This window comes from Pseudomonas sp. P9_2, from assembly GCF_034008255.1.
Taxonomy (GTDB): domain Bacteria; phylum Pseudomonadota; class Gammaproteobacteria; order Pseudomonadales; family Pseudomonadaceae; genus Aquipseudomonas; species Aquipseudomonas synxantha_A.
Genome location: NZ_CP125376.1, coordinates 3,385,901 through 3,398,746, shown reverse-complemented (window position 1 = coordinate 3,398,746; position 12,846 = coordinate 3,385,901). Strand labels below are relative to the sequence as shown.

15 protein-coding genes are annotated in these 12,846 nt (G+C 59.4%); 8 read left to right on the top strand and 7 right to left on the bottom strand.

Annotated elements, in window-relative coordinates; genetic code table 11:
- Positions 1-16 precede the first annotated feature (16 nt).
- Entirely contained in the window at positions 17-1,399 is a 1,383-nt protein-coding gene (locus tag QMK52_RS15225) for a sodium:solute symporter (RefSeq protein WP_320403031.1), read from the top strand.
- Positions 1,400-1,495: 96 nt separating this feature from the next.
- On the opposite strand, the gene QMK52_RS15220 is transcribed toward QMK52_RS15225, so the two are convergent.
- Both QMK52_RS15220 and ptrR read right to left on the bottom strand, forming a co-directional pair.
- The gene (locus QMK52_RS15220; RefSeq protein ID WP_003193089.1) at positions 1,496-1,618 is read right to left on the bottom strand and encodes a PA1414 family protein; all 123 of its coding nucleotides are present in this window, start codon (positions 1,616-1,618) and stop codon (positions 1,496-1,498) included.
- A gap of 142 nt (positions 1,619-1,760) precedes the next feature.
- A complete protein-coding gene (gene ptrR / locus QMK52_RS15215) occupies positions 1,761-2,654 on the bottom strand; it encodes a putrescine utilization regulator PtrR (protein WP_320403030.1) in 894 nt (297 codons plus the stop codon).
- A 104-nt stretch (positions 2,655-2,758) separates the two neighbouring features.
- Here ptrR and QMK52_RS15210 point away from each other — a divergent pair, with 104 nt between their 5' ends.
- A complete protein-coding gene (locus QMK52_RS15210) occupies positions 2,759-3,937 on the top strand; it encodes an MFS transporter (protein ID WP_005790208.1) in 1,179 nt (392 codons plus the stop codon).
- Here the strand turns inward: QMK52_RS15210 and QMK52_RS15205 are convergent.
- Positions 3,881-4,279: a DUF2177 family protein gene (locus QMK52_RS15205; RefSeq protein WP_032803665.1), complete on the bottom strand. Its 399-nt coding sequence runs from the start codon at positions 4,277-4,279 to the stop codon at positions 3,881-3,883. The two genes, QMK52_RS15210 and QMK52_RS15205, sit on opposite strands and share 57 nt — an antisense overlap.
- 69 nt (positions 4,280-4,348) lie before the next feature.
- Complete coding sequence (locus tag QMK52_RS15200) at positions 4,349-5,185, bottom strand: S1 RNA-binding domain-containing protein (protein WP_019820451.1); 837 nt, start codon at positions 5,183-5,185, stop codon at positions 4,349-4,351.
- A gap of 322 nt (positions 5,186-5,507) precedes the next feature.
- On the opposite strand from QMK52_RS15200, the gene QMK52_RS15195 reads away from it, so the two are divergent.
- The 3 genes from QMK52_RS15195 (at position 5,508) to QMK52_RS15185 (ending at position 7,559) form a co-directional block, all read left to right on the top strand.
- On the top strand, positions 5,508-5,687 hold the full coding sequence (locus QMK52_RS15195; protein ID WP_003193095.1) for a hypothetical protein: 180 nt from the start codon (positions 5,508-5,510) through the stop codon (positions 5,685-5,687).
- 213 nt (positions 5,688-5,900) lie between these two features.
- Positions 5,901-6,623, top strand: coding sequence for a TorF family putative porin (locus tag QMK52_RS15190; RefSeq protein WP_005790212.1), 723 nt, complete (start codon positions 5,901-5,903; stop codon positions 6,621-6,623).
- A gap of 66 nt (positions 6,624-6,689) precedes the next feature.
- On the top strand, positions 6,690-7,559 hold the full coding sequence (locus QMK52_RS15185) for a DUF6279 family lipoprotein (RefSeq protein WP_005790214.1): 870 nt from the start codon (positions 6,690-6,692) through the stop codon (positions 7,557-7,559).
- A gap of 39 nt (positions 7,560-7,598) precedes the next feature.
- Here the strand turns inward: QMK52_RS15185 and QMK52_RS15180 are convergent, their stop codons facing one another.
- Entirely contained in the window at positions 7,599-8,000 is a 402-nt protein-coding gene (locus QMK52_RS15180) for a hypothetical protein (protein ID WP_005790216.1), read from the bottom strand.
- Positions 8,001-8,154: 154 nt separating this feature from the next.
- Between QMK52_RS15180 and QMK52_RS15175 the strand changes: the two genes are divergently transcribed.
- The gene (locus QMK52_RS15175) at positions 8,155-8,430 is read left to right on the top strand and encodes a hypothetical protein (protein ID WP_005790217.1); all 276 of its coding nucleotides are present in this window, start codon (positions 8,155-8,157) and stop codon (positions 8,428-8,430) included.
- 47 nt (positions 8,431-8,477) lie between these two features.
- Here the strand turns inward: QMK52_RS15175 and QMK52_RS15170 are convergent, their stop codons facing one another.
- Entirely contained in the window at positions 8,478-9,824 is a 1,347-nt protein-coding gene (locus tag QMK52_RS15170) for a DEAD/DEAH box helicase (RefSeq protein ID WP_005790219.1), read from the bottom strand.
- A gap of 192 nt (positions 9,825-10,016) precedes the next feature.
- On the opposite strand from QMK52_RS15170, the gene QMK52_RS15165 reads away from it, so the two are divergent.
- Entirely contained in the window at positions 10,017-11,309 is a 1,293-nt protein-coding gene (locus QMK52_RS15165) for a mechanosensitive ion channel family protein (RefSeq protein ID WP_005790221.1), read from the top strand.
- A 16-nt stretch (positions 11,310-11,325) separates the two neighbouring features.
- Here QMK52_RS15165 and QMK52_RS15160 read toward each other — a convergent pair whose 3' ends face one another.
- A complete protein-coding gene (locus tag QMK52_RS15160) occupies positions 11,326-11,892 on the bottom strand; it encodes a TetR/AcrR family transcriptional regulator (protein ID WP_005790224.1) in 567 nt (188 codons plus the stop codon).
- Between the two features lie 127 nt (positions 11,893-12,019).
- Between QMK52_RS15160 and QMK52_RS15155 the strand changes: the two genes are divergently transcribed.
- Positions 12,020-12,808, top strand: coding sequence for an SDR family oxidoreductase (locus QMK52_RS15155; protein ID WP_320403029.1), 789 nt, complete (start codon positions 12,020-12,022; stop codon positions 12,806-12,808).
- The last annotated feature ends 38 nt before the right edge of the window (positions 12,809-12,846 follow it).

The window sequence follows — 12,846 nt, the reverse complement described above, 5'->3', positions numbered from 1 at the left end:
TCGGAGAATCACCGTCATGGCTTTGGATTTATTCGTCGTACTCATCTACGCCGCCGGTATGCTCGTGCTCGGCTACTACGGTATGCGCCGCGCCAAAACCCACGAAGACTATCTGGTGGCGGGCCGTAACCTCGGCCCGTCGCTGTACATGGGCACCATGGCCGCCACGGTATTGGGCGGCGCCTCCACCGTCGGCACCGTGCGCCTGGGTTATGTGCACGGCATTTCAGGTTTCTGGCTGTGCGCCGCGCTGGGCGCCGGGATCATTGCGCTGAACCTGTTCCTGGCCAAGCCGCTGCTGAAGCTGAAAATCTTTACCGTGACCCAGGTCCTGGAAAAACGCTACAACCCCATGGCGCGACAGGCCAGCGCGGTGATCATGCTGGCCTATGCACTGATGATCGGCGTGACCTCGATCCTGGCCATCGGCACCGTGTTGCAAGTGCTGTTCGACTTGCCCTTCTGGATGTCGGTGCTGGTAGGCGGCGGTGTGGTGGTGGTGTATTCAACCATCGGTGGCATGTGGTCGCTGACCCTGACCGATATCGTGCAATTTGTGATCAAGACCGTCGGCCTGATGTTCATCCTGCTGCCGATCTGCCTGTACCGCGTCGGCGGCTGGGATGAACTGGTGGCCAAGCTGCCGGCGTCGAACTTCAGCTTTACCGCGATCGGCTGGGACACGATCATCACTTACTTCATGATCTACTTCTTCGGCATCCTGATCGGCCAGGATATCTGGCAACGAGTGTTCACCGCCCGTGATGAAAAGGTCGCCCAGTACGCGGGCACTTTCGCCGGCGTCTACTGCATTCTCTACGGCCTGGCGTGCGCCCTGATTGGCATGGCGGCTCACGTGCTGATCCCGGATCTGGATAACGTCAACAATGCCTTTGCCGCCATCGTCAAAGCCTCGTTACCGGACGGTATTCGTGGCCTGGTGATTGCGGCTGCCCTGGCGGCGATGATGTCCACCGCCAGCGCCGGCCTGCTCGCTGCGTCCACCGTGTTGACCGAAGACCTGCTACCACGGCTGCGCGGTGGCAGGCAATCGAGCCTGGGCATCAACCGCTTGTTCACCCTGATGACCGGTGTTGCCGTATTGGGCATCGCGCTGGTGGTGAATGACGTGATCAGCGCCCTGACCCTGGCCTATAACCTGTTGGTGGGCGGTATGTTGGTACCTCTGATTGGCGCGATATTCTGGAAGCGAGCCACCACCTCGGGCGCGATCACGTCCATGGCGCTGGGTTTCGTAACCGCGCTGGTGTTTATGTTCAAGGATGGGTTGGATGCAAACACACCGATTTACTGCAGCCTGGCGGTAGCCCTGGTGAGTTTTGTGCTGGTGAGCTTAGCGTCGCGCCGACCGGATACAGTGGCGGCTCGGACAGTTTGAGCTATAAAAGGATTTAGCGAGTTTCTTCAGCGGGCACGACGTCGGAGGTCGCGCCCGTTTTTTTCGCCTTGAACAAACAAGTGCGAGAGCGAGTAATTAGCGGCGACGGGGCCGACGCTGCTCATCATCCGTACGGATCGGCACCGGTTGCAGCGGTGGCTCGATCAAGCCCAGCGCAACGCCAAGATCGTGGAGCCAGTTTTGGATTTTCTCTTTCATGGTTGCCCCCTTTGAGGGTAGTGCTGGTCGGCGTGAGTTTTGTCGCCGTTTCCTACAGAGATAGTAGCCCTAAGTCCTGGGTAATGCTTGAACGAAACCACAACTAACTATTACTGGATTGATCCAAATCCTGACGGATCGCTCAAGCGATGGCGCGCGTATCTGCCAGGCTTGCCGGGCTGTCCTCGTGCTGCAGGTCGATCCATGCATTAAGGTTAGCGCCGAGCATACCCTTTCGCCACATCAGCCAGGTGGTCGCAGTGGCAAAAGGCCCGGTCAGCGGATGAACGGACACGCTGTCCTTGCCTGGCAGGCTGTCGAGCATCGATTGCGACATCAACGCCACCCCCGAACCGGCGATCACACACGCGAGCATCCCTTGATAGGACTCGATCTCGATAGCCCGCCCCATGGCCACATGCTCGTGGGAAAACCAGGTTTCCAGGCGCGTGCGATAGGCGCAACTGCGTCGGAACGTGAACACCGGTCGCCCGGCAACGTCCCGGGGCCCGCGCACCGGTGGGTGATCGGCTTCGCAAATCAATACCAGGCGCTCTTCGCACAGCGGTACGCCATCCAGAGTCGCGATGGTCAGCGGACCGTCCACAAACGCTGCATCCAGCCGCCCGGTAATCAAACCTTCCAGCAACTCCCCGCTGGGCGCCGACTGTACTTGCAGGTTCACCATGGGGTAAGTCCTGTGATAGCGCGCCAGCAGCTTGGGCAAGTGAACCGCGGCGGTGCTGTACATGCTGCCCAGCACAAAATCACCAGCCGGTTGACCGCCTTGTACGGCGCCGTGAGCTTCGTCATGCAGCGCCAGCAGCCGGGTGCTGTAGTCCAGCAGCACTTTACCCGCAGGAGAAAGCTGCAACCGCTGGCGCTCACGCACAAACAGCTCGACCCCCAGCTGCTCCTCCATCTGCTTGAGGCGGGTCGACAAGTTCGATGGCACGCGGTGCAAACGTTCGGCGGCGCGGGTGATGGAGCCCTCTTCCGCCACGGCCTGGAAAATCCGCAATTGACTGAACTCCATACCTTTCTCCAAAACTGAACAAGTTACTCACTATTATTCAATTTTACAGAAAGTCAATCCGCCTTAGCCTACAAGTCATTCGCTTTCCTGTAGGAAACCTAAGCATGTCACCGCAGATTCGTTTACTTGCCAGCTTTATCGCCCTGATGATGGCCATGGGCATTGGCCGCTTCGCCCTGACCCCGCAAATGCCGCATTTGCTCAGCGAAGGTCAGGTCGACCTGGCGGATGCCGGGCTGATCGCGGCCGCCAATTACTTGGGCTACTTTGTGGGCGCGGTGGATTCGATCTTTGCTCGCAGCCATCATCATGTACGCGGCCGCCTTTATGGCGGGTTGTGGCTCTGCGTACTGCTGACGCTCGCGTCGTACTGGGCCCATGGGTTCTGGCCGCACTTGCTGTTGCGCTTCGGAACCGGCGTGGCCAGCGCCTGGGCCCTGGTGATGATTACCAGCCTGAGCCAGCCGCTGGCGATCGCCGCCGGCCGGCCGCGTCTGGGTGCGCTGGTATTTGCCGGGCCGGGACTGGGGATTGCGCTGACGGGGCTGCTGGCGCTGGGCTCGAACTTGCTGGGGCAAGGCTCCGCCATGCTGTGGCTGGTCTACGGCATCGTTGCCCTGGTGATGCTGCTGGCGATCCTGCCCTTTTTACCCAAGCCAACCCTCACGGCGCCTGCTGAAACCCGTGCAAGCAACAACGGCAGCATCGCGCATCTGTGCTGGATCTATTTCCTGTTCGGCCTGGGCTACATCATCCCCGCGACCTTTCTGTCGCAGATGGCCAACGCACAGTTCAACGGAGCCTGGCAGGCCGATCTGTTCTGGCCCTGCTTCGGCCTGGCTGCCGCTGTAGGTGTGGTGGTGGCAAGCCTGCGCCGCAAGAGCCCGGACACCACGCGCCGCTGGCTGATCGTGACCTTGTGGCTGCAAGCGGCCGGGGTCTTCGCCTGCCTGCTCGGTAACGGTTGGGGCCTGGCGCTGGGCGTGTTGTTGTGCGGCGCGCCCTTCCTGGCCTGCATGCAACTGGTAATGGCGCGCCTGCGCGAGGTTGCACCCAACGGCTACCAACGCAGCACAGGGCTACTGACCGCCAGCTTTGCCATCGGCCAACTGAGCGGTCCGCTACTGGCCTCGATGAGCAGTCACCTCGGTGGTGGTCTGCACCCGGCGTTGATCGTCGCCGGTGCCGGGTTGTTGGTGGCAGGCTCGGTCTTGATCAACCGCCAACTACCGATGCACACGCCGTGCACACAGGTGGCCGACGGTGCAGCACAGGGCGGTTAAACAGGTGCCCCACGCCATGTCCATCACCGCGAGCCCGGCGGACCAGCCCTGAAGCGTGGCCCAATTGCTCAAATCATAAGTGCCATAGGCCACCAGGCCCAGCAGTGCGCCCAACCGCGCAGCACGTTGCCAACTGGCACTGGGCAAGACCACGAACACCACACAACCGAGGACATACAGCAGATAAAACAACACCGCAGGCAACAGGCGCGGCTGATCAAGCATCAGCGGGCCGAGCAGGGATTTGTAGGTGGGGCCCATCAGCACGCCGAGCCAGAGGCCGTCGAGGAGCAGGAAGGCGAGCAAGGTGCCGAGGTAGGCGAAGAGCGGTCTCTTGGACATGACACGAGCCTTTGTAGGAGCGAGCTTGTTGTGGCGAGCAAGCTCGCTCCTACAGAGAGCCAGGCGCGATCAGCTTAGTTCAATGCGGTCGGCGTGAATCACGATCTGGCCTTGCTTGTAGAGCGCACCAATGGCCTTTTTAAAGTTGCCTTTGCTGACGCCGAACAAGTTGCTGATCACCGCCGGATCGCTTTTGTCGCTGACCGGCAGGGTGCCGTTGTTGTCACGCAACTTGGCGAGGATCTTGGAGTTGAGGCTGGAGGCCGCTTCCTGGCCGACCGGTTGCAGGCTCAGGCTGATGTTGCCATCGGCGCGAATCTCCTTGATGAAGCCTTTTTCTTCCTTGCCCGGGCGCAGGAACTTGAACACTTCGTTCTTGTGGATCAGGCCCCAGTGCTTGTTGTTGATGATTGCCTTGAAGCCCATGTCCGTGGCTTCAGCCACCAGCAGATCGACTTCCTGGCCCACCTGATAGTTGGCCGGCGTCTTGTCCAGGTAACGGTCAAGGCGTGCGGTGGCGGTGATGCGCTTGGTGTGCTTGTCGAGGTAGACGTGCACCACGCAATATTCACCCGCTGTCAGCTGGCGCTTTTCTTCCGAATACGGCAGCAGCAGATCCTTTGGCAGGCCCCAGTCGAGGAACACCCCGATACTGTTGACTTCCACAACTTTCAAACTGGCAAATTCGCCGACTTGAACTTTGGGTTTTTCAGTGGTGGCGATAAGTTTGTCATCGCTGTCCAAGTAAATGAAAACATTGAGCCAGTCTTCATCTTCACTGGGAATATCTTTAGGGATATACCGATTAGGCAAGAGGATTTCGCCATCTTGCGCACCATCGAGGTACAAACCAAAGTTAGTGTGCTTGACCACTTGCAAGCTGTTGTAGCGCCCGACTAAAGCCATTTCCAATACCCTCATTGCGTGGGCGGCATTCTACCCGAGTTGGGCCCTGCACGCGCGCGCGCCTGAAAAATCGCGGGCTGGCATGGCGTTCTACTAGCATCGCCCCGCTCGTCTGATCAATCGGTTGAATTTTTCCGGGCCGCCAACCTCGCATACGCCCATGGTTTCGAGCTAAAACAGTAAGTTAGCGGCTTATTTCATCATTAAACCTGGGCTCTTTCCCAGCCTGGTCTATATTCTCAGGGGATATTTGCCAAGCAATTGTCAAGTATTTCCTGTACGATGCCTGGCCAAGTTAATTCTCTACAGGTTAGTGGCCGCCATGCGTGTAAAAGCATCCAACAGCAAAGCAAAGCCAGCTCCCGCCGTTGAAACCAGCGAATCGATCAATAGCCAGATTGCTGCTTTCCTCAAGTCCGGCGGCGAAATCCAGCAAATTGCCAAGGGCGTGAGCGGCCAGACTTTCGGCCCGTCCAAGCAGATCAGCCTGGGCAAGAAGTAATCGTCCTGCCTGCGCACTGCATCTGGTCCCTAAGCGTCTTGCCTTCAAGGCGCTAGGACTAGAGTTGGAAACACCCTCGTACCCCCTTCAATATCAAGCTAATCGACGAACGGGCCTCAATGCCTGGCATTCGCCGGTATCCTTGCACACGTCTAGCACGGGCATCTGCTCGAACCCGTCCGTTACTGCTCCTCGCTTTTCATGGAGTGAAGCATGCTTAAACGCTGTATTTTCCTGGTCAGCATTCTGATCGCCAGCCCTTTGGCCGAAGCGCAGATTTTTCAGCGTGAACTGGGCGACTTCGACCTGAAATTGGGCACCACCCCCAGCCGTAGCATGGCCCAGGGTCTGGTCAAGCCCACCTCTCCTGGCAGTGACTCGTTCCACGGTGGCCTGGACCTTACCCACGACAGCGGCCTGTATTTCGGCCAGTTTTCACCGAATATGGGCCTGTCGTCGGCCAACAATCTCGAAGTTGACTCCTACCTGGGTTTCAAACGCCCTTTCGACCAGACCCTGGGCTATGAAGTGGGCTTGATTCACTACAGCTACCCCAAGGTCAGCCCCCTCGACAGCCAGGAGTTCTACGGCGGCCTGAACCTGTTGGGCAACCGCTTCGGCGTGTCCTTCAGCAACGACCCCGACCGCCAGGACAGCACCCTGTTCGCCGACCTCGGCGGCACCCAGCCGTTCGGTATCGGCGTCAGCATGAAATACACCACCCACCAATTGGGCACACCGGTGTCGGTAGAAAACGGCGCCATCAGCAGTTTCAGCGACTGGTCGGTGCAATTCTCCCGGGCCTGGAAAGGCATCGACCTGGATCTGATCTACAGCGACTCCAGCCTCAGCGGCGGTGACTGCTCGGCCTACTCCGGACACAACTCGCAATGCGACGGCCTGTTGACCTTGAAGGCCGTCCGGCCGTTTTATTGATGGGCTGAACTGTCGCACCCCGCGCAGGTTCACATGCATTAACCCCATCCGTGCAAGGACTCGCCCATGTTGCGCCGGCTCAAACTCCTGATGGTACTGCTGACCCTGAGCCTGGTGCTCGCCGGCTGCAATCGCGTGGGCCTGGCCTACCGTAATCTCGACGTGATCATCCCCTGGACCCTCAACGACTACCTGGACATGAATGCCGGGCAGAAGAGCTGGTTCAACGACACCCTCAAGGAACACCTGGCCTGGCATTGCACCACGCAATTGCCGGGCTACCTGGACTGGCTCGACCGCCTGCAGCAGATGGTCGACAGTAACCAGGTCACCGACGCCGCATTGCAAACCCGTACTGTCGAAGCCAAACAGGCAATTGCCGAGATTGCGCGGGAAATCACCCCCTCCGCCGTGCAATTGCTGCAAGGCCTGGACGATCAGCAGGTCAAGGACATGAGCGACGCCCTGGCCAAGGACCTGCGCAAACGCCAGGATGAATACCTCAAGCCGCCGCTGGCCCAGCAGATCAAGGAACGCGCCGAGCGCATGAGCAAGCGCCTGGATGCCTGGATCGGCCCGCTGAGCGCCAGCCAGCAAAACCGCGTAACGGCGTGGTCCAACGCTTTGGGCGAACAGAACCAGGCGTGGATCGGCAACCGCGCCCATTGGCAGGCGCAGTTTATCGAGGCCGTCGAGCACCGCCACGACGCCGACTTCCCGCAGAAAATGCAACGTTTGCTGGTGGACAGAGAGAGCCTATGGACGCCTGAATACCGCGCTGCCTATGCCCAGACCGAAGCGGCGGCGCGCAGTCTGATCGTGGACCTGATGGCTGAGAGCACCGAGCAACAGCGTAAGAAGCTGAGGCAAAAAATCGACGGCGTACGAGGCGATTTCAAAGCGCTTAAATGCCTCAAAGCCGGCGCAAATCAATAGGGAGGGGAGCAGGGCTCCCACCCACATTGGATTCAGGGGTTAGATAGTGCCACCGGCAATCGCAGCTTTGGAAGAGACTTGATCGAAGGTCGCCTTCTCCAGCGCGTCCTCCTGCTCGTCCATCACTTGACGGGGGTGCTCATGGCCAGGAATCGAACTGTCAATCAACGCCAGCAGGCTTGCACCGCGCGCGGTCAAGATGAAGTTTTCACCATTGCCGCCTTCCTCTTCGGGGCGCGACTCAATAAACCCGCGCTTGAACAACAACGCCTCGTAATCCGCAGCGGTTCTTTTCAGCGTATCCAGGTTCCCGGTGTCCTCGCCAGCCGTCGCCTTATCAGCGGCTTCCTGCTCGGCGTATTTACGCGGGGCGAAGCTGCCCTCGCCGTTCTGCACTTCATGCAGCAGACGTTCGATCAGATCCCAGTTGTAAGTCGTCATCCTGATTCCTCCTGCAGGCCGATGGAAAATTAGCCCGTCATAGGTAGTGACACGTGGGGGCACTGGCCGTTCACCCGGATAGACGGGCGTCATTTCTCTGAACTTTCCAGACGTTCGCCGCCTCAACTGCCTATACCGCCAAGGAGGTCCGACCATGAAAACCCTGATGAACCTGGCGATTGCCGCCACACTGTTGAGCGCCCTGCCCGCCTGGGCTTGCACGCCTGAAGAGGCCACGGCCAAACGCGAAGAACTGGCCAGGCAAGTGACCCAGCTAACGGAGCAGAATCCGCAGAAGGCCAAGGAGATGAATGCCCAATTGCAGAAAATGGACCTGGACACCGAAAGCGCCGAGTTTCCCGACAAATGCCAGCTGATCGACGCAAGGCTCAAAGAACTGAAAGAAGCCGCCTCCAAAGTCAAAAACTGATGGCGAAAAAAAACCGGACAATGTCCGGTTTTTTTCTGCCTGGCTGCTTATTCGGCAGCAGGCGCTTCTGGCTTGCGGCGCTTGAGTGGCGCCATGCCATCCTTGCTGACGAGCGACAGGTTGTCGGTCTTCGGCCGGTTGGCGATCTTGCGCTTGGTCGGCGATTTGGCGCCGGTTTTCTTTTTGTCGCCCTTGGCGTCGGTCTTTTTCTTCTTCACGCCAACGGCCTTGCCCGACGCCTTGACCTTCTTCGGCCCGGTGTAAGTACCTTTGACTTCCTTGATGGTACGGCGCTCGAACGATTGCTTGAGGTAGCGCTCGATGCTCGACATCAGGTTCCAGTCGCCGTGGCAGATCAGCGAGATGGCCAGGCCATCGTTGCCGGCACGCCCGGTACGGCCGATACGGTGCACGTATTCGTCGCCGCTGCGGGGCATGTCGAAGTTGATCACCAGGTCCAGGCCATCAACGTCCAGGCCACGGGCAGCGACGTCGGTGGCTACCAGGATCTTCACGCCGCCTGCCTTGAGGCGGTCGATGGCCAGCTTGCGGTCCTTCTGGTCTTTCTCGCCGTGTAGCACGAACGCCTTGTATTCCTGCGCGACCAGACGCCCGTAAATGCGGTCGGCGGCGGCACGGGTGTTGGTGAACACGATGGCCTTCTGGTAGGTCTCGTTGGCCAGCAACCAGTTGAGGATCTGTTCTTTGTGCACGTTATGGTCAGCGGTCACGATCTGCTGACGCGTGGTGGCGTTCAGGTCACTGACGTTGTTGACCTGCAAGTGCTCAGGATTGTTCAGCACCTTGGCAACCATGTCGCGCAGGGTTGAACCGCCGGTGGTGGCGGAGAACAGCATGGTCTGCTGGCGATTGACGCATTCAGCGACCAGGCGCTGCACGTCATCGGCAAAGCCCATGTCGAGCATACGGTCGGCTTCGTCGAGCACCAGTACTTCGACTTCCTTGAGGTCGAGGTTGCCGGCATTGAGTTGCTCGATCATGCGCCCCGGGGTACCGATCAGGATGTCCGGCACCTTGCGCAGCATGGCAGCCTGGACCTTGAAGTCTTCGCCGCCGGTAATGATGCCGGACTTGATGAAGGTGAACTGCGAGAAGCGCTCGACTTCCTTGAGGGTCTGCTGGGCCAGCTCACGGGTCGGCAGCAGGATCAGGGTCTTGATGCTGACGCGGACCTTGGCCGGGCCAATCAGACGATTCAGAACCGGCAAGACGAAAGCGGCGGTCTTGCCGCTGCCGGTTTGAGCCGTCACCCGCAGGTCACGCCCCTGGAGCGCGAGCGGGATGGCCGCGGCTTGCACAGGCGTAGGCTCGACAAATTTAAGCTCGGCCACGGCTTTGAGCAGGCGTTCGTGCAGGGCGAATTGGGAAAACACGGGTGCTACCTCGAAGAAATACAAAATATCAGCGCCATAGGTTACCGGTTTCGGGCGGCCAAACCGAGTTTCTTTACGCGAACAGGGTTAATCAGCTGCTTTTTTGTGAGCGATTTTGTCCAGAGCGTCAACTTTGTTGCACTTAAATGCTCTAATCGCCCCGTGTTGTCTTACAGAAGAATCGGTTCACTCATGGATATCAAACAGCTCTGGCTCAACGTCCAAGACCTTTGGGGCGCCCTCGATGAACACCCGGTCCTGCATTCCAGCCTCGGCTTGCTGGTGCTGCTGGTGGTGGCATTGCTGGTTGGACGGGTAGCGCGTTACCTCATCCTGCACGCAGTCAAATTGCTTGGCCGGCAACCGGCCCTGCACTGGCTGAACGATCTGCGACATAACAAAGTCTTCCATCGGCTGGCGCAAATGACACCGTCCCTGGTGATCCAGTTCGGCCTGTACCTGGTACCTGACCTGAGCAAGACCGCCATTCTGTTTATCGGCAATGTGGCCCTGGCGATCACCATTCTGTTTATGGTGCTGGCCATGAGTGCCCTGCTCAATGCGCTGCTGGATATCTACGCACGCACCGAACACGCACGCACCCGCTCGATCAAGGGTTATGTGCAGTTGGCAAAAATGGTGTTGTTCGTGTTTGGCGCAATCATCATCGTCGCCACCCTGATCGACCGTTCGCCGCTGCTGCTGCTGTCGGGCCTGGGTGCGATGTCGGCGGTGATTCTGTTGGTGTACAAGGACACGCTGCTGTCGTTCGTCGCCAGTGTGCAATTGACCAGCAACGACATGCTGCGGGTTGGTGACTGGATCGAAATGCCCCAGGTCGGCGCCGACGGCGATGTGGTGGACATCACCCTGCATACGGTCAAGGTGCAGAATTTCGACAAGACCATCGTCTCCATCCCGACCTGGCGCTTGATGTCCGAGTCGTTCAAGAACTGGCGCGGTATGCAGGCCTCCGGCGGGCGGCGCATCAAGCGCAGCCTGTACATTGATGCCAGCGGCGTGCGCTTTTTGCGCGATGACGAAGAAGTGCGCATGACCCAGGTGCACCTGCTCACCGGCTACATCAGTCGCAAACAGGCCGAACTCAAGGCCTGGAACGAGGCCCAGGGCCACAGCGCGCAATTGTCGGCCAACCGCCGGCGCATGACCAACCTCGGCACGTTCCGCGCCTATGCCCTGGCGTATCTGCAAAGCCACCCGGACATCCAGCCGAACATGACCTGCATGGTGCGCCAGATGCAAACCACCGCCCAGGGCGTACCGCTGGAGATCTACTGCTTTACCCGCACCACCGCGTGGGCGGATTACGAGCGGATCCAGGGGGATATTTTCGATTATCTACTGGCAGTGTTGCCGGAGTTCGGATTGAGCCTGTATCAGCAGCCGAGTGGCAACGACCTGCGCGCCGGCGTATTGCCGGCGTTGGCCGGGGCCGCGCAACTACCCGCCATCGAAACGGCGTGAAGTGATCCGAACGGGATTACGGCAGTGATGCCGTAATCTCCTGGCGGCAAACCTCAAGCACTTCATCAGCCAAAGCGGAATCATCCGGGCACGCCCGCGATAACATGATTGCGCCAATGGCATGGGCCATCCTGTTGAGCATTTTCGCGCGCACGTCTTGCTGTGGCTCGTCCTGCGTCGTGTTGTACTTTGCCTCCAGCGCTTGCAGCGTGTTTTCCAAGCCGTTGGCAAAGGTTTCCTTGAGGGTCCCTGATTGACGCGCAGCGTCTGCACACAACGCCGCCAACGTGCACCCGCCGCCGCGATGATCGCGGTGCTGCCTGGACAGGTAAACCTCGAAAAACTCCCCCGCCTCCATCTCCACGCTGCTGGCGAGCGACTGCGCCAGGCCATTGGCGGCCGCTTCTGCCATCAAATCCGCCTTGGAGCCGAAGTGCTTGTAGAAGCCGCCCTGGGTAAAACCAGCGGCAGCCATCAGTTCGGCCACACCTACCCCATCGAAACCGCGTTCACGAAACAGCGCGGAAGCCGTCGCGACGATATGCGCCCGATTGTTCTGTGATTGCGTCTTGGTGATCTTCATTTCTATGCGCTCCTGCTGCCCTGCGATAGAGGGATCTTACTATGATGTCGATCATAATCAAAACCGTTGACAGCTTTGATTATGATCGACATCATAAAACCTCCCTGCACTCACTGAGCATCACACCATGAGCACTTCCAAGACCGTTCTCATCACTGGCGCCTCGACCGGCATTGGTGCCGCCTACGCCGAACGTTTTGCCCAGCGTGGTCACGACCTGGTTCTGGTCGCCCGCGATACCAAGCGCCTGGAAGCGCTCGCTGCACGTCTGCGTGAAGAGCACGCCATCACTGTTGATATCCTCCCCGCTGACCTGACCCAGATCGCTGACCTGGCAGCGGTCGAAGCACGCCTGCGCGAAGATTCCAGCATCGGTATGCTGGTCAACAATGCCGGTGCCGCACAGTCCGGCAGCTTCATCGAACAGTCCACCGACAGCGTCGCTCAATTGGTCGCGCTCAACACCACGGCGCTGGTACGGCTTGCCAGCGCCATTGCCCCACGCCTGGCGGCAGCAGGCAATGGCGCTATCATCAACATTGGCTCGGTAGTGGGCCTGGCGCCGGAGTTCGGCATGACCGTATATGGCGCGACCAAGGCATTCGTACTGTTCCTGTCCCAGGGCATGAGCCTGGAGTTGGGCGCCAAAGGTGTCTATGTGCAAGCCGTGCTACCGGCCGCTACGCGTACCGAGATCTGGGACCGGGCGGGCATTGACATCAACACCCTCACGGACGTGATGGAAGTAGGTGACCTGGTGGATGCGGCGCTGGTCGGTTTCGACCGTCGTGAGCCCGTGACCATCCCGCCCTTGCAGGACGGCGCACGCTGGGATGCCTTGCAGGCAGCCCGACAAGGCTTGCTCTCGCAGATCAGGCAGTCCGAGGTTGCGGAGCGGTACCTGACCGAAGCCTGATCAACCTGTTGCAGGCGCGCACTATGCGCCTGCCCTTC